We start from the raw sequence: 25,555 nt of genomic DNA, 5'->3' as shown, positions 1-25,555 counted from the left end.
ATTCCCACCACTTACATTTCTATTCTTTTACTGCCGGCTGCAATTGTTTTGATTGTTCTGCCAGCATAGTGCTTTAATATCATTTAAACAAAATAGCATGTCAAAGACATCAATGGCGGCTGCGCCAAACACGCAAACCGATTTTCTACCGCTCGAAGGAACCGATTATGTTGAGTTTTATGTAGGGAATGCCAAACAGGCCGCCCACTTCTACAAAACGGCTTTCGGCTTTCAGTCGCTGGCATATGCCGGTCCGGAAACAGGCGTAAAAGACCGCGCCAGTTACGCCATCCGTCAGAACAAGCTCACCTTTGTGCTCACCACTCCTTTACGGGCCGGCAATCCCATTGCCGATCATATTTACAAACATGGCGATGGCGTAAAAGTACTGGCCCTTCGGGTGCAGGATGCCGCCAAAGCCTGGGAAGAAACTACCAAACGCGGTGGTAAAAGCTACATGGAACCCACCCGCTTCAATGATGAACATGGCGAAGTGGTGCTCAGCGGTATTCATACCTATGGCGAAACCGTGCACCTCTTTGTTGAAAGAAAGAACTATACCGGCGCTTTTATGCCCGGTTTCAAAGAATGGAAAACGGTATATAATCCTGCCTCCACCGGCTTGCAGTATGTTGACCATTGCGTGGGCAATGTAGGCTGGAACCAGATGAACAAATGGGTAAGCTTTTATGAAGAAGTGCTGGGCTTTCGCAACATCCTGAGCTTTGACGACAATGATATTTCAACCGAATATTCAGCCCTGATGAGTAAGGTAATGAGCAATGGCAATGGCTTTGTGAAATTCCCCATCAACGAACCTGCAGAAGGCAAAAAGAAATCACAGGTAGAAGAATACCTCGAGTATTACGATGGCGAAGGCTGCCAGCACGTAGCCCTGGCAACTAACGATATTGTGGAAACGGTAACAACGCTGCGCGACCGGGGTGTTGAATTCCTGAAAGTGCCCAGCACATATTACGATGATCTGCTCGACAGGGTAGGGCATATCGATGAAGACCTGGAGCCGCTGAAAGAACTGGGCATTTTGGTTGATCGAGACGATGAAGGTTACTTATTACAGATATTTACCCGCCCGGTTGAGGACAGGCCAACGCTGTTCTTCGAGATCATTCAACGCAAAGGCGCCAAAAGTTTTGGAAAAGGGAACTTCAAAGCCCTCTTCGAAGCCATTGAGCGGGAGCAGGAACTGAGAGGTAACTTATAATTTATTATTGAGAAGATCTGCTGTTCTGAAGAGGGTCCGGCTAAGCCAGGGTAACAAATGGCTGTGGCCGGACTATCTTTTTTTCAAGAATCGGGCAATCCCCCACTGTACCGGGGCAGGCTGTGAATCGTGAAAAGCCTTCTACTCAGGCTTCAAAACCAGTTTCTTAGTACGCTAAAACCGAAGCCATTCTCCCATGAAACCTGTAACCCCGATCAGCGGGGCAAACTGTATTTTGTTTCCCCCTGCAACCGGCAACTCATTCCTGTATTTTGTATCCCCTGGCAACCGGTAACCCTTACTAAACATTATTCCCTATTTCTTGTTGAATCACCTGAGAATGAAGAATACTTCCTGCTAATATGTAATTTATAAGCAATTAGCAGCACCATCGGGCATTACAGCCGTTGTAAGATGACGGCCAATGACTTGTAGTTTTTCCACAATGTGAATAAGCTAAAGTGTTTTTTGGTGCTTTGTTTGTATTAATTTTAACACCGATTGTGAAAAGTGAGTAAATAATCATAACCTATTTTGCGTTCAAATTCCAGTTACCTTACATGAGATACTCGTATATACTTTTACTGGGGGCTTTATGCCTGATTAAAACAGCAACGGCGCAAACTGCTGCGTCGGGTTTTAATTTTATTGATTACCAGCGTTCCTTTCCGCGTATGAACGAAGCGTTGAAACGTAAGGAAGATACCCTCATGAAGCAGTTCCGGGAAAAACGGCTGGAATGGCCTGCCAAATACATTTACATTCGTTCATTCAAGTATGACAGCCAGATAGAAGTTTGGGTGAAACAGGAAATGAATGAAAAATTCTCCCTGTTTAAAACGTATAGAGTATGCGCTTTGGCCGGTTCATTGGGCCCCAAACGTATGCAGGGCGATTACCAGGTGCCCGAAGGTTTTTATTACATCAATGAATTCAATCCAAAAAGCCAGTATCACCTGTCGCTCGGTTTAAATTATCCCAATGCCTCCGACAGGATCCTCAGCGATTCCCTGATGCCCGGCGGCGATATCTATATTCATGGAAGTTGCGTTACCACCGGTTGTATTCCGGTAAATAATGAACAAATAGAGGAATTATATATTCTTGCGGCGCATGCCCGCAATGCCGGACAGGATTTCATTCCGGTGCATATTTTCCCCATCCGGTTCCAGAATCCGCGGAGCAGCGAATTCCTGAGAAAATATGTAAAAGATTTTCCGGAATATAAAATGCTGTCGGAAGAGTTGAGGCATGCCTATGCATATTTTGAAAAGACAAAAAAGCTGCCCATCATCATGGTAACGAAAAAAGGCGATTACCTGGTTGAAGGCATTCTACCAAAAGAAAAGGAACATGTGGTAGTGAAGAAAGAGCGCCGTCCGCTGAAGACCTATAACCCGGCTGAAATTTCCGCGGTGGTTGAGCGCCTGCCGGTATTCCCGGGTGGAAATGATAAGTTCCAGGCCTTTATTGATAAGCTGAGCACGGAAATGGCGCCTTATCTTTTAGAAGATCAGTCGAAGACCTTTGCCATGGTGGAGTTTGTAATAAACAAGGAAGGAAAAGTGATCTATGCCAATGTGATCAAAGGCGGCAATGACGACCTTAACGACAGGCTCATTGAGGCTTTTGAGAACATGCCGCAATGGACACCGGCCATAAAACACGAACAAACCGTTAGCGTGAAACTGAAACAAACCATTTTTATAGAAAAGCCGGAGAAAGAGGTGATTGGGAGTGTGCAGTAAAGCGTGAATCGTGAATCGTGAATCGGCAGTCGGCAAATGGATGCCGCAAGCTCATCAGCTTATCTATTTCGAGACGTCTCAAGATAATTGTATCAATATGCTTAAAAACATGCCCCCGCTTTTGGCGGGGGCATGTTTTTTATAATAACTTCTAAAATTTCAAATAATATGAAGCACGAATTAAATCAGAAAATCAGCAGCGTATGAGGCATTGCCGATTAAATAATGTCCATCGCCAATACAAAAAAAGTACAAACGAAAGGCAGGATCATGGTCAGATAAGGCCAGCCGATAGCAATAGCAAAAAGAAATGCAGCAGTAGAAACCAGGAACAGGATCCAGTACAAAAATTTAGAAGCGCCTTTAGCCATATGGTAAAATTTTGCCGCAAAAATAAAACGAAAGATCTGGATCTAATAGAAAATGGGTGTGTATTTTTTACTATCTTTCAAACCTCGAATCCCATCCGGTTACGGCCTGCTGATTTAGTCCTTGATTTATCCCGAACCAATAAGGCCTTTGTTGTTATTTTCAACCAGCTTGCTATAATTTTGTTCTGAAAATGAACGCTTTATCTGTCTTAACCCGTGCATGAAAACCCGGCAGTGATAAATAAAAAAAGCATTATGACGATCCATTTTTACCTCAGATTTTATACCCGGCCCGGTGAATCGCTTTATGTTACCGGCAATACCGACGAGTTAGGAAACAACAATATCGAACACGCGTTCCCTTTAACCTGGCTCAATAACGACCTTTGGACGGGTACCATTACGATCAATGATCCGCAAACCGATGCCATTAAATATAACTATATCTATAAGGGGCTCGATGGCAGTATGGTGCAGGAATGGGACGATAATAAATCCATCACCATTACCAAAAGCCCCATGCAGGAGACAAGGGTATTGGATACCTGGAACCACCCTGGCGAATTTGAGAACGCTTTCTATACCGATCCTTTTCAGCAGATCCTGCTTAAGAGCAATGAAACCCGCACCAAGCCAAAAGCGGTTAAACATGCCACCCATTACTTTAAGGCAAAGGCGCCGCTGTTGCAGAAAAATGAAGTGATTTGTGTGCTTGGCGGCACCCGCGAAATGGCCGATTGGGATGAAACCAGTCCTGTATTGCTGCACCGCGAAGACAACTGGTGGGCGGTAAAACTGGACTTACCCAAGGAATCGTTCCCCATTCAATACAAATACGGCATTTACAATATCAAGACCAAAACCTTTGTACGGTTTGAAGAAGGAGAGAACCGCTGGCTGCACGGCGACGCACTCATGAATACGCTCACCGTCCTGCACGATGGTTTTGTGCATTTACCCAATACCACCTGGAAGGGCGCCGGCGTAGTGATACCCGTGTTCAGTTTGCGCAGTAAGAACTCATTTGGCGTTGGTGAATTCACCGATCTGAAGTTATTTGTTGACTGGGCGGCAAAAACCGGCATGAAGATGATCCAGATCTTACCGGTTAACGATACTACCGCAACCCATACCTGGGTTGATTCGTATCCCTACGCGGCCATCTCGGCATTTGCGTTACATCCTATGTACCTCAACATCACCAAAGTGGCCGGTAAAGAATTTGCCAGCCTTATAAAACCCCTGAAGAAAAAACAGGCACAGTTGAATGAACTGCCCGATGTGGATTATGAAGCCGTGATGCATACAAAACTCGCTGCCATAAAAGAGCTGTACATGGTGCAGAAAGATGAATGGGCAAATGATGAGGACTACCAGCAATTTTTTGAGAACAATAAACACTGGCTGGTACCCTATGCGGTTTTCTGCAGCCTGCGCGACCGCTATGGAACGGCCGATTTTAACCAATGGAAGTCGAACAATATGTATAATAAAGAGGCCATACAAAAGCTGGCTTCACCCAAAGGAAAACAATACGACCAGGTAGCCATTCATTATTTTACACAGTATCATTTACACCTGCAACTGCAGGAGGCGGCTGAGTATGCGCACAAGAATGGCATTATACTAAAAGGCGATCTTCCGATTGGGGTGTACCGTTATGGCAGCGATGCCTGGGTAGAACCCGAATTGTATCATCTGGAAATGCAGGCCGGCGCGCCGCCCGATGATTTTGCAGTACGCGGACAGAACTGGGGCTTTCCTACGTATAACTGGGAACGTATGGCTGCCGACGGGTATGAATGGTGGCACCGGCGGTTCATACAAATGAGTAACTATTTCGATGCTTTTCGCATAGATCATATACTAGGTTTCTTTCGCATCTGGAGCATTCCAATACACGCTGTAGAAGGCATTATGGGCCGCTTTGTACATGCAGTGCCCGTACATGTTGTGGAGTTTGAACAACGCGGCATCTGGTTCAACCCGGTAAGATATTGTCAGCCCTTTATAAACGATGCGGTGTTATGGGATATGTTCGGGCCGAACACAGAAAAGTTCAAACCATATCTCGATGCTGCCGGCAATCAATACACGTTGAAGCCGGAATTTGCAACCCAGCGCCAGGTAGAAGCGCATTTCGATGCGCTGGATAGAAGTGAGGAGAATCAGCACTTACGGCAGGGATTGTATGATCTCATTTCAAACGTGATCTTCTTTGAACAACCGGGTTCAAATGGCACGGAATATCATTTCAGGATAGGCATAGAAAGTACCACATCGTTCCGTCACCTCGACGGTTATCTGCAGGATAAACTGAAAGACCTGTACGTAAATTATTTTTATCATCGGCAGGAACATTTCTGGATGCAGGAAGGGTTACGTAAATTGCCGGCGCTGAAACGGTCGACCAACATGCTGATCTGCGGCGAAGACCTCGGCATGGTGCCGCATTGCGTACCGGAAGTAATGAAACAGTTGGGAATTGCGAGCCTCGAAATACAGCGGATGCCGAAAGATATTCATGCAGAGTTCTTTCATCCCGCGCATGCGCCGTATTTATCGGTAGTTACGCCGGCAACACACGATATGAGCACCATCCGCGGCTGGTGGGAAGAGGACCGCACAAAAACGCAACGGTTCTATAACTATATTTTAGGTCAGTGGGGCGATGCGCCGCCAACCTGTGAAGCATGGATCAACAAGGCCATTGTGATTCAGCATTTGCAGTCACCGGCATTGTGGGCAACCTTTCAGCTGCAGGACCTGTTGGGCATGAACGAAACCCTGCGCCGTGAAAACCCGAATGAAGAACGCATCAATATACCGGCCATGCCCAAACATTACTGGCGGTACAGGATGCACATTACGCTGGAGCAGTTGTTGAAGGAGAAGGAGTTCAATAGTGAGCTGGAGGAGTTTATAAAAGATGCGGGGCGATAATTTGATAATGTGATAATTCGATAATTTGATATTGGAAGCCGCTAATAAATACTGAATAGAAATGAAAAAGCTAATGCTATGAAACCGGAAAAATTTATAAAGCAAACAGCATTTCGCGAGCTGCGAGTAGCGTGAATCTGTATTTGTATTTCATTATCGAATTATCACATTGTCACATTGCCCATACACCAACCAACCCCAATGAAAGTAGCATACAAAACAATTAACCTCCCGTTCCGTTACCCTTTTACCATCTCAAAAGGAACCAAAACCCACCAGCCGTCATTGATCGTGCAATTGGAATTTCGCGGCCATGTGGGTTATGGCGAGGCGCCGGCCATTACGTATTACAATATTCCCGTTGAAAAAATGGCGGCCGACCTGGAACAGAAGAAAATGTTTGTAGAAAAATTCGCCTTTACCGACCCCGAACGTTACTGGCATTACCTGCACCATCTTTATCCGCAAAATAACTTTCTCGTTTGCGCGCTGGATATCGCCGCCTGGGATATGTATGGAAAGCTGCGGCAACAACCCCTGTACAAGTTGTGGGGTCTCGATATGCAGCAGGCCCCCGCCACCGATTACACCATCGGGATAGATACCATTGAAAAAATGGTAGCGAAAATGCAGGAGAAACCCTGGCCCATTTACAAGATCAAATTAGGCACCGACCAGGATATAGAGATCGTTACCGCATTGCGAAAACATACCAATGCCATTTTACGGGTAGATGCAAACGCCGCCTGGACGGTTGACGAAGCACTGGAAAAACTGCCTGCCTTAAAAGAACTGGGCGTTGAGTTTGTTGAGCAGCCGCTGGCAAAAGACGATTGGGAGGGAATGAAACGGTTGTATAACGAATCGCCATTACCCCTCATTGCCGACGAGAGCTGCGTGCTGGAAGGGGATGTACAAAAATGCCATGGCCATTTTCATGGTATCAATATCAAACTCACCAAATGCAGCGGTATAACGCCGGCCCGCCGCATGATCGCCAATGCCCGCTCGTTAGGCATGAAGGTAATGGTAGGAAGTATGAACGAAAGCACGGTAGGTTCCGCCGCCATTGCCCACCTGAATCCGCTGCTCGATTACGTTGATATGGACGGGCCGTTATTGTTGGCCGAAGACATAGCAACCGGGTTACAATTTGATAACGGCAAAGTAACCTGCAGCGATGCGCCGGGGTTGGGGATAGCAATTAAAGACGCCACGTTATTTCAATAAAAATGCCGGCTGGGCCGATTATGTATTTGATCCTTCATATATACTACGCCCACTGTCTGAACTCGAGCAATTTATATACGCTAAACATCACTTACCCGAAATACCAGCCGCTGCAGAGGTAGAAAAAAATGGCATCGATTTGGGCGATAACCAGGCTTTGCTATTAAAGAAAATTGAAGAGCTGACTTTATATGTGATCGATCTGAATAAAAAGGTTCAGCAGCGACAGGAAGAAATTATACGGTTAAAAAACAATAGTTGCCATTAATGAGAACTGGGTTTCATTTGAGTATATGAACCCTTCGGGCAAACGCATAAGAGGCTGGTTAAAAAAGGAGGATATTGCATTATAGCTACTCTCCAAACCTCTTTATTTCAAACGCTCCACTTTTTTTCATGGTAACCTCATACCGGGGTCCATCCCACATCTCAACAGCATTTTTTGAATCATAATCACCTTCAGAAAATATCTTATTACAAATGGTTATGCGGTAATTCTTATCGATAGCAAAATACCGTTCATGTTGCGACTCGTTATAATAATTATGATATACCGGGAGTAACCGCGCCGTTTTTGTCGCTTTCTGATAAAAGATCAGCGCACCATAAAATTTCAATTCGAAATTCGCACAACGTCCCGTAAAGCCAGGTGTGAGGTTGTTATTGGCCATGTCATCAGCCATGTAATACACTTCAAAACCTTCATGGTCGGGAAGCCGTAATTTGTAGCTGGTAACCCTGAAAACACTATCCATAGATATATCCTGAGCGCACTCTCCGGGATCATATACGGTATCAATTACCGTGTATATGTATCTGTCGATCGGTGGAAGGGGATAGGCAGGTTTCAGGTTCTTAAAGCCATTTGCGGCGGTGTAGTTCTCTCCAATTATATTCAAATAAAACATTGTTTCATTACAGAAATTTTTATTGGCGCCACTTTTGGGACCAAACGGCAGGTCAACAATTGCTGGCTCACTTTGCTGCGTAACAGCAGAATCAATTGTATTCGTCCTGGCTATTGATCTGGCATTTAAAGAGCCGGTGGCAACTGGCTGATCTTTTTCCTGGTTATTGGTACAACCTGCCACTACAATACCGAGCGCTAATAAACAGCGTAGGGGTTTCATCATATTTTTAAGTACGGTGTAATGAATTCGGGCTTACGGTCCTCAAGGTGTAAAAAATTAAGGATATTCAAAATAGCAGAATTGTTATAATAATACTAATATGCAGCGCAAAATGCCATCAATATATTAACAAATTAAAATAAGTCATGAACTAATTTGCTGCCGAAAACATTATATACGAATGAAAGAATTATTACTAACCAGAACCGGAAAAATAGCTGTCAGCATAATGGTCATTAGCCTGCTGCTGATCATCATTTGCCGGTTGGTACTTCTATTGATGATGAAGACAAACAGTCTTTCAGAGGTCATTTTCACCACCTGTTATGTTCTTATCTACGCTTCTGTTTTTCTATTCCCGGCAGCAGCTATAACGCTTATCGTTATGTCCATAATGAAACGGAAAAAATGATGATCCATATAAATAAACAAGCCCTGCGCAAAAACAGGGCCTGTTGCCGGAAGCAACTTTTAATTTCAGGCTGTACTTCACACATACCTTAAATGCATGCTTCCATGTGCGTGCCGACTTATTGTTTCCTGTATAACGTTAATCGCTGCCTTGCCAAATGCGGTTATAAAATGCATTATAGCAGGGAATTATATTTACTGAACATAGTTCAGCCTTCTACACATTACGTCTAATTCAAAAAGATAAAATCTACAATCAGAAGCTTTACCGATATTTCTGGTTGGGGAGGTTGACTACCAGTATATCACTTACCATGAACCGAAGGTAAGGATTCCGATACGAATATAACAAAAAAATAATTTCCTTAAATAAAAAATCCTCCCGGCAGGCCGGGAGGACAATCTCTTTGGATGGTTTCCAAAAGGATCATTGATTACGTGTTTTTCAACGGATTGGATCTTCGGCTATAAGCCGGTTTCATAACGTGTCCCGGCTTTAGTCGGGCGGCACGGTGTACGGATTGCAAATTACGTTTTCGAAAGGGTGTTTCTTGTTTTCAGGGACGGGTTTACTTTGGTTTTTCGGATCTTGCGCGCTGCCTTTTGCGTTGGCACAGCGCGTTTGGCTTTCATGGATTCGGATCGTTGTACAGGATTTCGTTTAAGGGTACACTACATGTTCATTGGTTCTGTTTCAAAGGATAAAAGGATCGGTTTTCCAGGGTTCAGATTGGGTTTTTCGGATTTCATTGGATTTGGCTCTTTGCATTAGCGTTGAACTTTTGGGGCACTGCGTTCATAGGGTCGGGTTTCGCGCTGCGTTCCGCGTTAAGCGTCGTTTAGGGATTGCTACAAATCAGGCCTTAAGGGTACGGTTCAATTCGGATTAAATAAGGGTGGACTGGTGCCGGTTCTTAGCTACAAATCAGGGTTCGGGTACGAATTATTGCTACAAATCAGGGTTCGGGTACGAATTATTGCTACAAATCAGGCCCTAAAGGGTACGGTCTGTTTTAGGGGTATCAGGGTTTAGGGGTCGTTTACGGTTTAGGATGGCAGGTTCTTCGGTTTTTCGGATCATTGGATTGTTCGCTACAAAATCATCAGGGTACGGTTCGCTACAAAATCAGCATCATAGGGTACGGTCGGGTTCGGATTGTATTTAACGCTTTCCTTGTTCGCTACGGTTGTAAGGTCTGGGTCGGATTCGGTTTTCTGCCTTGCTTTCTGCGTTCAGCGTTTGGCGTTTTTCGGTTTCATTTGCATTGGATTGTTATAACGATGTAAAAATACACCCCGCGGCACCCCCATTCCAAGTATTGCGCTTACTCCTTCACCATATTGATAAGTAACACTTTAACTCAATAAATACAAATACTTAGCCTTAGAGGTTAGGATAGGGCTTACATAGGGGGAATATGCCCTTTTTTCTCACCGGTATAAGGGGGCGAAAGGGCATAATAAAGCGTGGCACTGTTCCGTACCATTTAGTTGGGGAACCGTGCCACGCCTGTTATGTGTTTACGTTATAATTTTTAGAACTTAAATGCGATGCCTGCCGCGAAATTCCTGAGCTTTTGCGGGTTTACGGTAGTGTAGCCAACCCAATACTTTTTGTTGGTGAGGTTATCCATTTTCACCGACAGCCTGAACTTCGGCTGATCATAAAATACAGCTGCATTCAACACGGCATACTCCGGCAGGGTAAAAGTGCCGAGGTCCTTTGCATTGATGACTTTATTGTCACTGGCATAATTGCCGCCAAATCCTGCTCCCCAACCTTTCAGGCCGGGGCATTGCAGGCGGTAGCTGATCCACCAGTTGGCCACCCAGGGCGAACCGGCGGTGCCAGGACGCAGGCCTTCTACATTCACATCATCCGCTTTTTCAAATCTGGAATCGTTATAGGCCAGTCCGGCAACCAGGCTCAAACCGGCAATCGGGTTGGCAATTAACTCAGCATCAACCCCTTTGCTTATCTGGGTGCCATCCTGGATCGAAAATCCGGGATTGGCCGCATCAGGGCGTATCACATCGGTTACCCTGATGTTATAAACGCTTACCGAAGCGCTCAATTTACCCTCGAAAACATCGAGTTTTACGCCGCCTTCCACCTGGTTCGCCTGCTCAGGTTTGAAATCATTGTCCTCACCTTCACCATTGTTGCCATTGACCCCGTATTTATTGGTAAACGAGTTCTGGTAATTGGCAAACAGCGATATTTTGTCCTTTACCGGCTGAAAAACGATGCCGAATTTAGGCGCCAGGAAGGTCTGACTGTATGCTTTGGCATTCAAATAAGTGCCGGTAATGTTATCCGCCGGTCCGCGGTTATTGAAATGATCTAACCGCACCGCTGCCAGCACCATAAAATTATCGGTGATATTGAACATGTCGCTTACATACGCACTGTACGTGTTGGTAATGTAGTTAGCGGGGTACGTGAAGAAATCGCCTTTTTCCTGGTATAACCGGTCCATATTGGTGCGGTTAAAACTGTGGTATTTTTTGCTATACTCATCTACTGTCAAATCACCTCTGTAAGCTGTAATGGTATCCCAGGTATTACCGCCGAAGTACTGGTCGGAAAAATGATGCGTGAAATCCAGTCCGCCCACAAAGCGGTTCCTGAACCGGCCCAGGTTGAATTCACCGATAAAATTCTGCTGCAGTTCAATCACCTGGTCTTTGCTGTTGTCGGTATACTGATCATTCCGCGAGAAAAGCGTACCCTCATGCGGCGTGCCGTTCGATAACAGGTAGAAGTAAGGAGAAGGTCCATCTGAATAGCCGTTGGTTGCAGAGAAGATCGTTTGTGATTTCCAGTTGTCAGAGATGGTGTAATTCATCTGGCCAAAGAAGTTGATATTCCTGGAAGTCTGATACAGGTCTTCATTCACGTAAGAACGTTTGTAGTCGAGGTTGAGTTTATCGGCCCTGTCGGCGCCGAGGTCGGCTATCTTCATTTTCCAGGGGAAGAAGTATACGTTCAGTCCGGTGTTTTGTCCGCTATAAAATTCTGCATCGAACTGGAAGTTCAATTTTTCGTTTACTTTATAGGAAAGACTGGGCGCAAAAACAAATCCCCGGCTAAAGCCATTGTCAGTGAAGCTGCCTTCCGACCTGTAGGCCGCGTTTACGCGCAAGAGTACGTTTTGGGCGGAATCGAGCGGGGTATTGATATCGATGCCTACCCGGTTATATTGGAAACTGCCGGCAGTATAGTTGATCTCGCCACCGAAATGATCGTATGGCTTTTTCGTAACCCGGTTCATGATACCGCCATAGGAAGTGAGCACATTACCGAATAAAGTGGCTGAGGGCCCTTTTATCACTTCAAGTTTCTCGAGGTTGGCAGCGTCGGTAATACCGGAAACATTACCTGCAATACCATTTCGCAGGGTGCTTTGTACAATAAAACCGCGCATATTGAAGTAGCTGCCGCCATCGCCGCTGCGACCGGTAGCATCCCACATTTTTTGAACGCCCGGTGCGTTACGCAGGGCGTCGTCAACAGAGAGTACCAGTTGCTCGTTGAGCAATGTTTTCGAAATGCTTGAATACACCTGCGGGTTTTCAATATTCTTCAATGGCATCTTCGACACATAATCGCTGCCGGTGATGCCGAATCCCTTGCGGCCGCTAACCACCACTTCGCGCAGTTCTTTCGAAGAAATTTTCAGTTGAATGGAAACGGCGGTTATTTTATTCCCATCTACCTGTACCTGTTGTACAATGGTTTCATATCCTACCTGGGTAATTTCGAGTTCGTAATTTCCAGACTTAATTCGATTGAAGGAAAAAGAGCCATCCTCTTCGGTAACGGTCGCTTTTTTAGTGCCCTTGATCAGTACAGTTACAGATGCGGCCGGTTTGCCGTCGGCGGTGGTAACGCGGCCTTTGATAGTGCCGAACCCATTATCGGGGTCATTGGCCATAACGGGAATAATGGCAATTAATAATAATGCCAGAACTATTGATATCCTTTTCATCGGGGAACTTGTTTTCAAAAATATTTTCAGGGTCTGGTCGGTTATGCGCCGCTCAGCATGCTCATCAGTTGTTGCGACTGCAGCTCTGTTTCGGCCGAGTCGAGCATCTTGTGCAATTGTTGCAATTCCCGTGAACTTAACAATATCCGAACCCCTTCGCAGGGAACGGGAATGGCCAGTGTTTTTTTATTGATGGTAGCGGAATCGATGGGCGTTTCGTTGAACATCCGCTTTATGAAGTTATAGAAGTCGTAAAAATCGGGGCGGTTCCAGGTCAGCAAAACATTGCCGAAAGCTACCTGAATTGAATCGCAACCCCGGCAGAGGATCACATAACCGCATTCATCGTCATAAAATAAGGTCTGGTAATTACACATAAGGTATTAATGATTTTACATTGGAATTTCATTATATGGCACCCGGTTAAGGGAAAGCAAAAGTAGCTCGCGTGTAACGGGGGCGCTTTCAAAAAAGGGAAATCCATTTACGCAATAAGGAAAAACACCTGAATGATTCCTGGCCTATGAATTAGTTAAAGGACTTTTTGAATTTCGTGGGTGACATCCTGGTTTTTGACTTGAATAACTTTGTGAAGGATTGTAAGTGTTCAAACCATAATTCGTAAGCTATTTCGCTTACAGAGCGATTGCTGGTTGTTAGCTTTTCTTTGGTTGTTTCAATTACTTTCCCGTGAATACGTTGTTGTGTATTTTGCCCTGTCAAAGTCTTTAATAAACTACTCAGATAACTTTAAGAGAAAAAATCACGATAGTGAACTTATTCGTTATATTCAGGGATGGAATACAAAGTCAGTTCACAATTGATGTACAATGCGGAAGAGCCCGGGACACTGGTATTGAATATCCGGGCATTACAGGGGGACAACGAATCATTGGTCATTGAACCCGGGACAATAACATATCTTGATTATCGATCAGATATGGACAGACTGTTGGTATTGCCTGTTGTAGAACCCGGTGAGGTGAGCATTTCCTACTCGTCAGTGGTAAAAAGCCAGTTCGATTTTATAGATTTCTCAGGTCTTTCGCCCCAACCGGTTTCAGAATTGAACCCTGCAATTTTGTTGTACCTGCATCCAAGCAGGTATTGCCAGTCTGATAAGTTGACAAGAATGGCTTCGCGTTTATTTGGAAAAATAGATAACGAATTCGAAAAAGTTCTTGCCATTACTGAATGGATCTATCAGCATGTTGAATACCTGAGCGGTTCAACCAATGGCGAAACCACTGCCTGTGATACCATTGTTCAAATGGCCGGTGTATGCAGGGATTTTGCACATTTGGGAATTGCATTTTGCCGGGCATTGGATATCCCGGCGCGGTATTGCTCCGGTTATGCATTTGATTTATCTCCGCAGGATTTTCATGCCTGCTTTGAGGCTTATTTATCGGGCTACTGGATAATGTTTGATGCCACCAAACTGGCACCTTTGAATGGTTTTGTAAGAATTGCCATGGGCCGGGATGCCGCCGACACGGCTGTTTGCAATTTATTCGGCAAGATCTACGGCAGTTCTATAGTAGTCAATTCCGAACTGATCAGCGGTACAATGGACCCTGTTTTCAATACCATGAACAGTTCGGTGGGTATTTCTTACAGGTAAAATTATGCAACACACTCCCGGGCTTTGACATTTTTGCATTAGTAGCGGCTAATGACCTACCGGCTTCTTTGGGAAAAATACTTTAGTTTCCGGGGTATCTTCCGCTCCATCCCGTTTTGCCCGTTGAATGATCGCGTTTGCTACCTTACTACCAAGTTCAAGCGCTACGGTATTGTCGCTGCGAAAATGAATGCCTGCCTGGAAGCGGGATTCAGCTGCATCCTTCGCTTTTTTCCGGAAATAAACTTTGTCGGCAGGGAAAAAATAAGCATACAGCTCACCCATTACACCACTAAGCGCTGCATGGCCTGAGGGATACCCGGGAAATGGCGGCGTAGGTATCAGCGGATGCCAGGTAGTATCATATTGGTCGGGACGCAAGCCCCAATAGGCATATTTTGCATCCCAACAGGCCACAAAACCATCATAGCTTCCAATAGCAGTAAGCGCATATATCCTGGCGGCCCGCGGCGGGTTCAGGTGCAAATTATGCTCAAATATTTTTTTGTTCAGTGCATCATACCAGAATTGGCTGCCTGCCCAATAAAAAGCGTTGGCGCGTGAACTGAACGTTTGATTGTAGCGCTTCATTTCTTCCATCTCTTTGGCAAAATCGGGCGGTGGGGCAGGGCGAAACTGACTGCTGCTGTCGAGTACAACCGTTTTGTTGGTTCCGGCCAGCGGGAACATGGGCCGTTTTCCTTTCCATACACCTGGCCCCTGCGGCATCTTTCCATCCCAGGCAGTACCCGGTGTAAAACCTTTGGTACGGTCTATTTCCCTTTGCGCAATTGTTTTACCTAATTCAAAACCGGCACGGGTATCGCCCGGGAATGCTGCACCTGCTGCAATGCGTGCGGTCATGAGTTGCTGCGCCATTTTATTTACCGAATCGTGCATGTGGGGAAAGTAGTGGCCAATGATGGTAACGGCAACGCCTGCCGCTACTGAATATTCGCAGGGATATGAAGGACTTTCCGGCTTCGGCACGTACACCTTTATACGCTTATCTGCGGTAAAGGGGCGGGGGCGATTGTATGCATACTTTGTATCCCAGGCAGCAATGGTGGCGTCATAAATGGCAACACCCACCAGCATATTGGCCAGTGCCCCGTTATAACCTGTGTCTGACATCCATAGATCTTTTACCATATCAACCCAATGGTAACCGGGCGCACCTGCGTTCCAATACAAAAGCTGCTGCCAGCCTGCAGAATCGAGCGCCTGCTGTGCCAGCAATACCTGCCCAATTTCATTTTTGTAAGCGGGGGGCGGTGGCAGGCGATGGTCGCTGACCGATGAAATAAACCACGTCTTCCAGTTTGCGGCGCCAGGCTCGGGCTGTGCCTGCAGATCCGCACCGGTTAACAGTACGGTCATAATTAGCAGTGAAAGCTTGTTCATATGTTGATTGTTTACACAAGAATATTTAAATTATACCGGCGAATACAGCAGCTGTCGATACACAACGGATTGTTGTATACAAACAACTTATTATGGGTTTATTGACTGTTTTCGGTTATTGGGTTACCACAAACCCTGTTCTGTAGACGTTAAAAAGAAAAGCGAACAATTTGACGACATTTACTTCATAAAAGAACAGCATGGCCACATTCAATAAAAAGCGGTGGGTATTGTATTTACGCATAGGCGCCGCTTATTTATTGTTCTTGTTGTTTATCGATCTGGTGCGGCATCCCGAAACGGTTCTTAAAAAAATGGTGAATAATGCCTGGATGGTAATTTACCTGGTAGTAATGAATTATATTCTTTTCGAATATACCATACCTTTCATCAGGCTGCGCTGGACAAGAATGCTGGCAACCCCCTTTTTATTATTCGGGCATTTGATACTGGCTTCCTTTGGCTTTTATGCCTGGCGGCATATCGGCGTTGCATCGGGCATCTGTTTTTCATTGAAAACACATCCTTCGCTTGAAAAAGCGGTTGAATACAGTGTTCCCTACAGCTTCTTTTCCATGCTCTTTTTTGGTGTTATCAGGTACACGTATGATCTACGAAAATTGAAGCAAACGGCCCAACGGTTGCGTATCGAAAAACAGGAAGCGGAACTGAACTTTCTGAAATCACAAACCAATCCGCATTTTCTGTTCAACACCCTGAATAATATTTATTCGCTGACAAGAGATAAATCTGATCTGGCCCCGGAATCCATTCTACGGCTGTCGAAAATTTTACGTTATATGTTATATGAAGCAGGGGGAGAATATATTGCCATTGAACAGGAACTGAAGATCATCAGTGATTATATTGCACTTGAACAATTGCGTTACGACGAATCTTTATTGGTTAATTTTAATTATTACATCGGGGATATGAAACAATCGCTGCCACCCCTGTTGCTGATTCCCCTGGTTGAGAATGCGTTCAAACATGGTGTTTCGGAAACAAGGAACCGGCCTTTTGTGGATATTCACTGTTCCGTGAATAACCAGCAGTTGCAGTTCATTGTAAAAAATTCCACAGAAACGTTGCCGGCAGATGGCAGCCTGAAGGAAAATATAGGGTTGGCCAACCTCCGGCGCCAGTTGGAATTGCTTTATAAAGAATTTAACCTTACGGTGCAACAGGGCGAATCGGTGTTTACAGCTTCTTTACAAATTAATTTGAAAAGCCATGTCTAAGATCAAATGCATCATAGTCGAAGATGAGCCATTGGCTGTAAAAGTTCTGGCCGACTATATTTCGCAGGTGCCCTTTCTGCAGCTACAGGCAAGCTTTAAAGATGCCATCCTGGCAACCGATTACCTGCGAAATACCAGTACCGGGCTGATTTTCCTTGACATCCATTTGCCGAAGCTAAAAGGAATGGCATTTTTAAAAACGCTTACCAGTTCCCCGGCCGTGATCATTACTACAGCCTATCATCAGTATGCAGTGGAAGGCTTTGATTTGAATGTAACGGATTACCTGTTGAAGCCAATTGAATTTGAACGGTTCCTGGTAGCCGTAAACAAGGTAAAACCGGCAGACAATGGAAAACAGCCGTTGTACGAAAACCGGCAGATGAAAGATTTCATCTTTCTTACCATACAGAAAAAGAAAGTGAAGATATTGTTCTCCGAGATCGTGTATATAGAAAGCCAGCGGGAGTATATAAAAATTGCTACCACCAAACAGGAATATATTTCAAAAATGAGTACCCATGAAATGGAGGAATTGTTGCCGGCTAGTCTGTTCAAAAGGGTACACCGGTCATTTATAGTGGCTGTAAATAAAATTGATTCCTATACAGCTGAAATAATTGAAGTAAATGGCATTTCAATTCCAATTGGCAGAGGCTATAAAGACAGCCTTGACAGCCTGTAGTTTTTTTTAGACAGGGCAGCTTGGCAAGCCACGAGCCATCACAAAAAAGCAATGTGGGACAAAGAAATAAGTAAAAGTTTTGTTTGTGATATTTTATAAAACCATCATATATGTTCACTTGATTTTCTGAAAAATGTATACAAGTGAGTAGAGTAGGGGGTTACAACGGAATGAAGGAAGTAAGAACGGGAGTGTGCGCTAATATAAAAACTTTAATTTTTTGACAATTGCCAAAAACTTTACTGCCGGCTGGACATCACTCATTGTTCCTTTGCATTTTAAAAAATAAGAATATCTTTGCGTTGCAATTCACAAGGCATTCGCCCTCGAATATTCCCAACCAACTTCCATAATTAGATATCCCATTGTTTTTATTATTAGCATGTAAGCTGTTGTTAATTTAAATTTTATTGACTTACAGTTACTTATGCCCCCCTAACTGCAATGGAATTTTATGCGTGTATGCAACTTGAACCCTAACCAGGGCACGAAAAAGTATGTATTTCGAACATTCTTTTTGTTTGTGCTGCTGATTTCCGATCATATTTCCGTACTGGCGCAAGCGCCTTCCATATCTTCCTTCACACCCAATTCTGTTTGCCAGGGAAGCACCGTCACCATAAATGGCGTCAATTTTACCAATGCCAGCGCAGTAAAATGCGGTTCCCTGGATGCAGCCAGTTTCACCGTTAATAATGCCAATACCATTACAGCAGTGGTTGCTGACTTTGCTACAAGTGGCGTTATAACTGTAATTACACCCGCAGGTACGGGGACCAGTGCCAGCGCTTTAAACATTTTACCAACACCCAAACCGGCACTCACCGATGTTGGCACCCGTGATGCACCATTTACCAATTGCGATGGCAATAACACCTATCAGCTTAGAGTAAGTAATAATTCTTCCGCTTCCGGTTCGGGCAATGCCTATCATATTACCTGGGGCGATAACACGCCGGCATTTTCCCAAACCGACTGGCCTGCAGGTGCTCAAATTGCTCATACTTATACGGCCCAGGGTTATTTTACTGTAACCATTACCATTACGCCGCAAAACGGTTGCGCCAAAACCACCACTTACAAGTTTTATAATGGAAAGAACCCGTTGGCCAGCTTTACCACTTCGGCTCCCACTACAGGTTTATGCATTCCGGCGCCCATTGAATTTGTTATTGGTAACTGGTTCAACAATTCGGCAGGAACTACTTATAAGGTTATTTTTGGCGATGGCACGTCCAGCGCTACATTGCAGCATCCGTTAAACGCCACCAATACTAACCAGTTATTATCGCATATCTACAACACCACTTCCTGTCCTTATCCTGATTTTACTGCGAAACTCGAAGCGAACAATGGGTGCTATACTACTACCTATACTTTAAATCAGATCATTGTTAGAAAGAAACCCGTTGCCAATTTTAGTTTTTCACCTTCACCGGCTTGTGTGAACAGTAATGTTTGTTTCACCAATCAAAGTACGAATGGCTATAGTGGCAATTCCTGTAATACGAATACCAGCTTCAACTGGGATTTTGGTGATGGCACAACGTCTACTCAACAAAACCCTTCCTGCCATACCTATGCAGCGCCGGGTACGTATACTGTTACTTTAACTGCTTCCAATACAGCCTGCGGCAGCGATGCCATAACAAAAACAGTGACTGTTGCACCGCCATCGCCACCACCGGCTGTCGTGAGCCCGGTTATTTATTGCCGGGGGCAGGCTGCTTCTCAGCTTTCAGCAACCGGCACAGGTTTGTTATGGTATACCAGTCCCACAGGCGGAACCGGTTCTGCTGTAGCCCCAACACCTTCAACCAGTATGGCTGGAAGCATTACTTATTATGTAAGCCAAACGTTACCCAATAGCTGTGAAAGTCCGAGAACGCCTCTCACTGTTACCGTTAATGCAACGCCTGCCGCCCCTGCAGTTACCACACCTGTATTGCTTTGTGAAAACCAGACGGCTTCGCCACTTGCAGCTACAGGAACCGGCTTATTATGGTACACGGCTGCAACCGGTGGTACCGGCTCATCAACCCCGCCTACACCGGTTACTTCGAATATTGGTAATACGAATTATTTTGTGAGCCAAACCGTAAATGGTTGTGAAAGTCCCCGGGCGATGATAACAGTTACGGTTGGTTCTTTGCCGGCGGCGCCGGTTGTTAATTCGCCGGTAAATTATTGCCAGAACCAACCGGCAACTCCATTAACGGCAACGGGCACCGGCTTGTTATGGTATACAGGCCAGGCTGGGGGAGCGGGCTCCCCGGTTGCGCCAATCCCTGCTACCGGTACTGCCAGTAGTATAACATATTATGTTAGTCAAACCACTGCTTGTGGCGAAGGGCCCAGAACTGGTATTACAGTTGTAGTGAGCGCCAGTCCTTCTGCTGGCATCAGCTATACACCCGCAGTGCTTTGTAACGTAACGAATACGCCTGCAACGCCCAATCCGCCTATTGCGGTTGTACAAACCGGTAATTCCGGCGGAGTATATACTGTATCGCCATCAGGGTTGTCAATAAATTCAGCAACAGGGGAGATAGATCCTTCAGGCGCTATCCCTGGCAACTATACTATAAGATATACTGTTGCCGGAACTGGTGGCTGTGCCAATTTTGTTGCTACAGCAACTGTTACCGTAAGTGGAACGCCCAATGCTGCTATAAGTTATCCGGCTGTTTGTACCAGCGATGGTCCGGTTAGAGTAACCAACAATGGTACCGCCGGCGGGTCATATACCACTACCGCCGGTTTAACAATTGATCAAACTACCGGTACTATTACCCCTGCTACCAGCACGCCGGGAACATATACGGTTACGTATACGGTTCCGTCATCGCCGCCTTGTCCCGGCTTTACTGCCAGCGCTACTATTACAGTAAGCCTTGCGCCTTCAGCTGCAATCAGCTACAATCCGGCAGTACTTTGTAATGTGGTGAATACCCCTGCCACGCCAAATGCGCCAGTGGCTGTAACCCAAACGGGTACAACAGGAGGCGCTTTTTCCGTATTTCCTGCCGGGTTATCTGTAAACACAACAACCGGCGAGCTCAATCCCTCGGGTGCCCAGGCAGGAACTTATACAATAAAATATTCAATCCCCGGTGCCGGTGGTTGCACTACCTATAATGTAACAACTACCGTTACCGTTAACAGTTCACCCACAGCAGTCATTAGTTATCCGGGCTCTCCATTTTGCCGTGGAAACAATACGCCGCAACGGATATCCCTGTCAGGTACACCGGGTGGAACCTATAGCGCTCCTGCGGGATTGTCACTGAATGCAGCTACCGGTGAAATTAATCCTTCGCTTAGCACGCCGGGTATTTATACAGTTACATACACCATTCCTGCAGCACCACCTTGCCCGGGTTTTGTAACCAGTACTACTGTACAAATAGACGACAGCCCCGTTATCACTTTCCCCACAGCTACACAAAGTATTTGTTCGGGTGGAACGGCGGTTTTTGCGCCGTCTTCTACGGTTACCAATACTATTTATAACTGGTCGGTTATTGCGCCTTTGCCGCCGGGGGTAACAGGTGTTTCATCGGGCAGTGTTTCGGGTTCTAACGCCATCTCTTTGTCTTTCACCAATACCGGCGCTACGGGTCAATCGCTTAACATACAGGTAATGCCAGTAAATCAGGGTCAGAACCCATGCCCGGGCGCACCATATGATTTAACGCTGCTTGTGAATCCAATTCCGGCTGCGCCGTTGGTTGATACCCTGCAATTATGTATGGGAGCCCCGCCTGTTGCCATCAGCATTTCTTCATTACCGGGTACAACAGTTAAATGGCACGATCAAAATCAGGTATTGTTAAGCGCCGCTCCAATTATACCTACCACAAGCCCTGCACAATTCACGTACTATGTGAGCCAGTCTTATGCCAGTGGATGCGAAAGCCCGAAGTCGAAAGCCATTGCGGTTGTTCATCCCACGCCGGTAGTTACCGGTTCTTCATTTACCCATCCAACGGCTTGCGGCACTCCATCAGGGTCTATTGTTTTAAACCTGCTCGACCTCAATGGCAACCCCATTCCCAATGCGCCGTTGATCGTGCACTATACTATATTTCAAACGCCACTTTCTTTTGTTGGCAATACCAGTGCGGGTGGTACAGTTACCGTGCCTTTAACAGCCGGCGTCTATTCTAAAATATCAGTTGAAACATATGGTTGTGCATCGCAGCAGATCCCGGATGTTTTTGTTCTAAAAGACCCTAACCCGCCGGCGCAACCGGTTGCAGGGTACAATCCGCCCATTTGCAGTGAAACGCCTCTTATACTGACCGCACTGTCGCCTACCAGTTCCCTTGCCGGACCTATTGACTATGTGTGGGCCGGTCATGCGTTTGGGCCCGCGCCCGATACGGTAAGGAATACCTCTATTACGTTCCCTTCTGCTGCTGTGTCAGATGCGGGTACGTATGTCGTATATGCGATGCAGAACAATTGTATTTCAGCTGCGACCAGTTTCCTTGTAGATATAAATCAATCGCCTTCAAAACCGGTAATTGTTACCAGAACACCTTTGTGTGTGGGGGATAATCTTTTTCTGCAGGCCTATAGTTCCATGCTGGGCCCTACCCCGGTATTAAATTATTTGTGGAAAGGTCCCGGCACTGGTTTCCCGGTAAATGCAGCTACTGCCAGTATCAATAATGTAAGAGTTGCCGATGGCGGCATCTATTCCATCACGGTGAGTTCGCCTGCTACAGGTTGCAGTTCCACTTCTGATACACTGATACAAATAGGCGGGTACCCCATCGTTAAATTTGCTCAGGATTCCCTCACCTTGCCTACAGGCTTTTTGTTACCATTAAAGCCCGTGATCACCAATGCTACCGATCCGGGAATTTTACCCATCAAAAATGTAGCATGGACCCCCTCCCAGGATATTGCCTGCAATGATGTGGTATGTGCTTCACCTATTGCTACTATAAAAAATAATACCTGCTTTATTGCGAAGGCTACCAATATCTATGGCTGCAGCGGTAGTGATACCCTTTGTGTGAAAGTATTTTGCAACAATTCACAGGTACTGATCGCAAATGCTTTTACACCGCGTGGCAATGTGCCTGAAAATACAAAACTGATCGTACGGGCAACCGGGATTGTTTCTGTTAAAGCATTCCGGGTATTTAATCGCTGGGGTAGAATTGTATTCGAGAGAAATAATTTTCCACCCAACGATGCTTCTTTTGGCTGGGATGGGCAGGTGAACGGCAAGCCGGGCGATAGCGGTGTATATATTTATACCATTGATGTGATGTGTGAGAATGGGGTGCCCTACACCTATAAAGGGAATGTTACATTACTTTAAACTCTTCTGGTATGAAAAGAAATGTGAAGTGGTTTTTAACCGTAATCTTATTGCAATCGTTTATATCCGGAAAGGCACAGGATGTTGGGTTTTCACAGTTTTATGACCAGCCGTTGTTGCGCAACCCGGCCCTGGCGGGCGTGTTTACCGGTGATGTGCGGGTAACGGCAGCTTTCAGGAACCAGTGGCAAAGCGTTACTATCCCTTATAGGACCTATGCCCTGAACGGTGAGTATAAGATACCTGTGCTCACAGACAATAACCTTACGTTGGGGTTGCAGCTGATCAGAGATGTGGCCGGAACTTCCCAATTCAGTACTACGCAAATTATGCCTGCAGCTAATTTCAGTTTGCCTTTGAGCAGCGAGCGGCCCGCTTATTTATCGTTTGGTGTTATGGGTGGAATACTGCAACAAAAATTTGATCCAACTAAGCTGGTGATGAATGATCAGTTTGTTTCGGGAAGCAACGGCAGCTTAAGTGTATCACCGGCTTCGCGCCAGGTGTTTAATAGAACTGATGTGACTTATTTAGATCTTTCAGCGGGTATTAGTTATAGTAGTGAATTTGCCAATGAGATACAATATTTTGCCGGGGCCGGGCTGTTCCATCTTACCAAACCGAAGGTTGGCTTTTATGAGGGAAATATAATTACCCGTAACAGAAAACTCACGTTGAACAGTGGGGTATCGGCCCCAACCAGTGAAACAGACCGGTTTATTTTATATGCAGATTACTTTAAACAGTTTGCAACTGGCTTTAAGCCTGCAGGTAAAGGTTCGTTTCAATATGGTATTATGTTCAGCCGTGATCTTTTTGTAGATGGGGATGTGCAAAAAACCATCACTTTTGGGGTATTGCACCGATTGCAGGATGCAGTTATACCTGTTATTAAATTGCAGATCTCAAAATTTATAGTTGGGTTGAGTTATGATGTTAACGTAAGCAAACTGGTTGCGGCAAGTAACTATCGTGGTGGCTTTGAGCTTACCATTTCGTACAGAGACCTGTTGAATATTCATAATAGTGATCTGCGGCAGGTTGACTGTTATGGCCCGCAATTTAAAAATTAAGCTTGCTGTATATGTATCTTTTAATAACGCCCTCTCTACTTATCGGGAAGGCGTTTTCCAGACCCAACAGCCAAATGAAGAGATCGATTATCATCAATTTGGATTTGATAATAAGGGATTACCCATAATTTCAGAAAGTGATAAAAACAAACAATGCATCTGCCGGCTAGCGGATGCATTGGCCAATTTCGTCGGGACAACCAGACAATTGTCGAATTATTTGATCAAAGCCTTGTTAAAATTTAAGGGATTAAATATATAGATATTTATCATAAGCAGAACGGTGGATGCAGAGAAGCTCGTTATGGCAATGTACTAATTCAGCTCCTTAAATAGCCAGAATAACCCATACTTTCTACACCGGTTTATCACCTGAATTGCACTTTACCATACAAGTTCTATGCAATTCCTATGCGATTCCTATGCAATTACCAGGCGGAAAATGGCTATCTTGTAAGCAACTGCGATACTATCACCTAACACTGCCAGTATAGTAATTTACCACTCATTATGAAGAAGAAAAAAACGCCGTTAAACCGTAAGCGGGTGCTTACCGACCCGGTTTTTGAACTTACCCGGCAAAATAAGCCTTCAATTCGGACATTTTAATCAGCAGCAAGATGGAGATTTTTCCAGGGGCAATAGCTGGTCAAATTTCAATCAGTTTGTGTGGCTAATATCGAGCAGTCGATGATGGATGTCTTGAATTAAACTGCTTAATCGTGTTTGATGGCTTTACGTTGTTTAATACTGTTATAATTCTCTGCATGCAGTTTTATTTTACTATTTAGGATAAGATCACGTAATTTTTTCTCGTTTTCATCGCCCCATTTCCCTAAAGCCCCGATGATAGGAATTATTGTTTTTCCAAAAGGTGTCAAAGAATATTCCACTTTTGGAGGAACCACTGCGAACACTTTCTTTTTAATTAAGTCGTGAGCTTCGAGTTCGTTTAACTGTACATTCAAAACTCTTCGTGAGGCATCTGGGATTTTTCTTTGTAATTCACTCGGACGTTTATGCCCTTCGTTAATAAACCAAAGTAAACGGATCTTCCATTTGCCATACAAAACCTCGCCTATCAGGTCAAGGCCGCAATTCAAATTTAAAGGAGTTTTTCTTTCGCGCATTGTATAAAAT

Annotated in this window: 16 protein-coding genes and 1 pseudogene; 10 read left to right on the top strand and 7 right to left on the bottom strand. The window is 45.1% G+C overall.

Features of this window, described 5'->3' with window-relative positions:
- The first annotated feature begins 97 nt into the window (after positions 1-97).
- Positions 98-1,225: a 4-hydroxyphenylpyruvate dioxygenase gene (gene hppD / locus A4R26_RS22175; protein ID WP_081168616.1), complete on the top strand. Its 1,128-nt coding sequence runs from the start codon at positions 98-100 to the stop codon at positions 1,223-1,225.
- A gap of 560 nt (positions 1,226-1,785) precedes the next feature.
- Complete coding sequence (locus A4R26_RS34535; protein ID WP_107685880.1) at positions 1,786-2,973, top strand: L,D-transpeptidase family protein; 1,188 nt, start codon at positions 1,786-1,788, stop codon at positions 2,971-2,973.
- A 218-nt stretch (positions 2,974-3,191) separates the two neighbouring features.
- On the opposite strand, the gene A4R26_RS35110 is transcribed toward A4R26_RS34535, so the two are convergent.
- Complete coding sequence (locus tag A4R26_RS35110) at positions 3,192-3,344, bottom strand: hypothetical protein (protein WP_165760376.1); 153 nt, start codon at positions 3,342-3,344, stop codon at positions 3,192-3,194.
- Between the two features lie 255 nt (positions 3,345-3,599).
- Here A4R26_RS35110 and A4R26_RS22165 point away from each other — a divergent pair, with 255 nt between their 5' ends.
- Positions 3,600-6,287 (top strand): 4-alpha-glucanotransferase, encoded by a 2,688-nt coding sequence (locus A4R26_RS22165; RefSeq protein ID WP_081168614.1) that lies wholly within the window; start codon positions 3,600-3,602, stop codon positions 6,285-6,287.
- A gap of 201 nt (positions 6,288-6,488) precedes the next feature.
- Entirely contained in the window at positions 6,489-7,517 is a 1,029-nt protein-coding gene (locus A4R26_RS22160) for a mandelate racemase/muconate lactonizing enzyme family protein (protein WP_081168612.1), read from the top strand.
- 353 nt (positions 7,518-7,870) lie between these two features.
- Here the strand turns inward: A4R26_RS22160 and A4R26_RS22155 are convergent, their stop codons facing one another.
- Positions 7,871-8,650: a hypothetical protein gene (locus A4R26_RS22155; protein WP_081168610.1), complete on the bottom strand. Its 780-nt coding sequence runs from the start codon at positions 8,648-8,650 to the stop codon at positions 7,871-7,873.
- A gap of 178 nt (positions 8,651-8,828) precedes the next feature.
- Here A4R26_RS22155 and A4R26_RS22150 point away from each other — a divergent pair, with 178 nt between their 5' ends.
- Positions 8,829-9,059, top strand: coding sequence for a hypothetical protein (locus A4R26_RS22150; protein ID WP_081168608.1), 231 nt, complete (start codon positions 8,829-8,831; stop codon positions 9,057-9,059).
- A gap of 1,534 nt (positions 9,060-10,593) precedes the next feature.
- Here the strand turns inward: A4R26_RS22150 and A4R26_RS22145 are convergent.
- From A4R26_RS22145 to A4R26_RS22135, 3 genes and pseudogenes are all read right to left on the bottom strand, one after another.
- Positions 10,594-13,050, bottom strand: coding sequence for a TonB-dependent receptor (locus A4R26_RS22145; RefSeq protein WP_081168606.1), 2,457 nt, complete (start codon positions 13,048-13,050; stop codon positions 10,594-10,596).
- Positions 13,051-13,091: 41 nt separating this feature from the next.
- Complete coding sequence (locus A4R26_RS22140) at positions 13,092-13,427, bottom strand: DUF6686 family protein (RefSeq protein WP_081168604.1); 336 nt, start codon at positions 13,425-13,427, stop codon at positions 13,092-13,094.
- Between the two features lie 151 nt (positions 13,428-13,578).
- Positions 13,579-13,797, bottom strand: a pseudogene (locus tag A4R26_RS22135) (helix-turn-helix domain-containing protein); the annotation flags it as partial.
- 49 nt (positions 13,798-13,846) lie between these two features.
- Between A4R26_RS22135 and A4R26_RS22130 the strand changes: the two are divergent.
- The gene (locus A4R26_RS22130) at positions 13,847-14,674 is read left to right on the top strand and encodes a transglutaminase-like domain-containing protein (protein ID WP_081168600.1); all 828 of its coding nucleotides are present in this window, start codon (positions 13,847-13,849) and stop codon (positions 14,672-14,674) included.
- A 48-nt stretch (positions 14,675-14,722) separates the two neighbouring features.
- Here the strand turns inward: A4R26_RS22130 and A4R26_RS22125 are convergent, their stop codons facing one another.
- Positions 14,723-16,078: a phosphatase PAP2 family protein gene (locus A4R26_RS22125; RefSeq protein ID WP_107685879.1), complete on the bottom strand. Its 1,356-nt coding sequence runs from the start codon at positions 16,076-16,078 to the stop codon at positions 14,723-14,725.
- Positions 16,079-16,278: 200 nt separating this feature from the next.
- Here A4R26_RS22125 and A4R26_RS22120 point away from each other — a divergent pair, with 200 nt between their 5' ends.
- The 4 genes from A4R26_RS22120 to A4R26_RS22105 all read left to right on the top strand — a co-directional run bounded on the left by A4R26_RS22120 (position 16,279) and on the right by A4R26_RS22105 (position 24,415).
- On the top strand, positions 16,279-17,319 hold the full coding sequence (locus tag A4R26_RS22120; RefSeq protein WP_081168596.1) for a sensor histidine kinase: 1,041 nt from the start codon (positions 16,279-16,281) through the stop codon (positions 17,317-17,319).
- Complete coding sequence (locus A4R26_RS22115; RefSeq protein ID WP_081168594.1) at positions 17,312-18,004, top strand: LytR/AlgR family response regulator transcription factor; 693 nt, start codon at positions 17,312-17,314, stop codon at positions 18,002-18,004. Before A4R26_RS22120 ends, A4R26_RS22115 begins: the two co-directional genes overlap by 8 nt.
- Positions 18,005-18,458: 454 nt before the next feature.
- Positions 18,459-23,342: an Ig-like domain-containing protein gene (locus A4R26_RS22110; protein WP_081168592.1), complete on the top strand. Its 4,884-nt coding sequence runs from the start codon at positions 18,459-18,461 to the stop codon at positions 23,340-23,342.
- Between the two features lie 11 nt (positions 23,343-23,353).
- Complete coding sequence (locus tag A4R26_RS22105) at positions 23,354-24,415, top strand: PorP/SprF family type IX secretion system membrane protein (protein ID WP_081168589.1); 1,062 nt, start codon at positions 23,354-23,356, stop codon at positions 24,413-24,415.
- A 716-nt stretch (positions 24,416-25,131) separates the two neighbouring features.
- Here A4R26_RS22105 and A4R26_RS22095 read toward each other — a convergent pair.
- The gene (locus tag A4R26_RS22095; RefSeq protein WP_081168585.1) at positions 25,132-25,545 is read right to left on the bottom strand and encodes a winged helix-turn-helix transcriptional regulator; all 414 of its coding nucleotides are present in this window, start codon (positions 25,543-25,545) and stop codon (positions 25,132-25,134) included.
- Positions 25,546-25,555: the final 10 nt, after the last annotated feature.

The sequence above is a fragment of the Niastella populi genome, assembly GCF_002078015.1.
Classification (GTDB): Bacteria; Bacteroidota; Bacteroidia; order Chitinophagales; family Chitinophagaceae; genus Niastella; species Niastella populi.
This window is presented reverse-complemented; position numbering and strand designations above follow the sequence as displayed.

What these genes read in the sequence shown, in the direction of transcription:
- hppD (WP_081168616.1), top strand. Translation starts at nt 98, where the DNA reads ATGTCAAAGACATCAATGGCGGCTGCGCCAAACACGCAAACCGATTTT.
- A4R26_RS34535 (WP_107685880.1), top strand. Translation starts at nt 1,786, where the DNA reads ATGAGATACTCGTATATACTTTTACTGGGGGCTTTATGCCTGATTAAA.
- A4R26_RS35110 (WP_165760376.1), bottom strand. Translation starts at nt 3,344, where the DNA reads ATGGCTAAAGGCGCTTCTAAATTTTTGTACTGGATCCTGTTCCTGGTT.
- A4R26_RS22165 (WP_081168614.1), top strand. Translation starts at nt 3,600, where the DNA reads ATGACGATCCATTTTTACCTCAGATTTTATACCCGGCCCGGTGAATCG.
- A4R26_RS22160 (WP_081168612.1), top strand. Translation starts at nt 6,489, where the DNA reads ATGAAAGTAGCATACAAAACAATTAACCTCCCGTTCCGTTACCCTTTT.
- A4R26_RS22155 (WP_081168610.1), bottom strand. Translation starts at nt 8,650, where the DNA reads ATGATGAAACCCCTACGCTGTTTATTAGCGCTCGGTATTGTAGTGGCA.
- A4R26_RS22150 (WP_081168608.1), top strand. Translation starts at nt 8,829, where the DNA reads ATGAAAGAATTATTACTAACCAGAACCGGAAAAATAGCTGTCAGCATA.
- A4R26_RS22145 (WP_081168606.1), bottom strand. Translation starts at nt 13,050, where the DNA reads ATGAAAAGGATATCAATAGTTCTGGCATTATTATTAATTGCCATTATT.
- A4R26_RS22140 (WP_081168604.1), bottom strand. Translation starts at nt 13,427, where the DNA reads ATGTGTAATTACCAGACCTTATTTTATGACGATGAATGCGGTTATGTG.
- A4R26_RS22130 (WP_081168600.1), top strand. Translation starts at nt 13,847, where the DNA reads ATGGAATACAAAGTCAGTTCACAATTGATGTACAATGCGGAAGAGCCC.
- A4R26_RS22125 (WP_107685879.1), bottom strand. Translation starts at nt 16,078, where the DNA reads ATGAACAAGCTTTCACTGCTAATTATGACCGTACTGTTAACCGGTGCG.
- A4R26_RS22120 (WP_081168596.1), top strand. Translation starts at nt 16,279, where the DNA reads ATGGCCACATTCAATAAAAAGCGGTGGGTATTGTATTTACGCATAGGC.
- A4R26_RS22115 (WP_081168594.1), top strand. Translation starts at nt 17,312, where the DNA reads ATGTCTAAGATCAAATGCATCATAGTCGAAGATGAGCCATTGGCTGTA.
- A4R26_RS22110 (WP_081168592.1), top strand. Translation starts at nt 18,459, where the DNA reads ATGCGTGTATGCAACTTGAACCCTAACCAGGGCACGAAAAAGTATGTA.
- A4R26_RS22105 (WP_081168589.1), top strand. Translation starts at nt 23,354, where the DNA reads ATGAAAAGAAATGTGAAGTGGTTTTTAACCGTAATCTTATTGCAATCG.
- A4R26_RS22095 (WP_081168585.1), bottom strand. Translation starts at nt 25,545, where the DNA reads ATGCGCGAAAGAAAAACTCCTTTAAATTTGAATTGCGGCCTTGACCTG.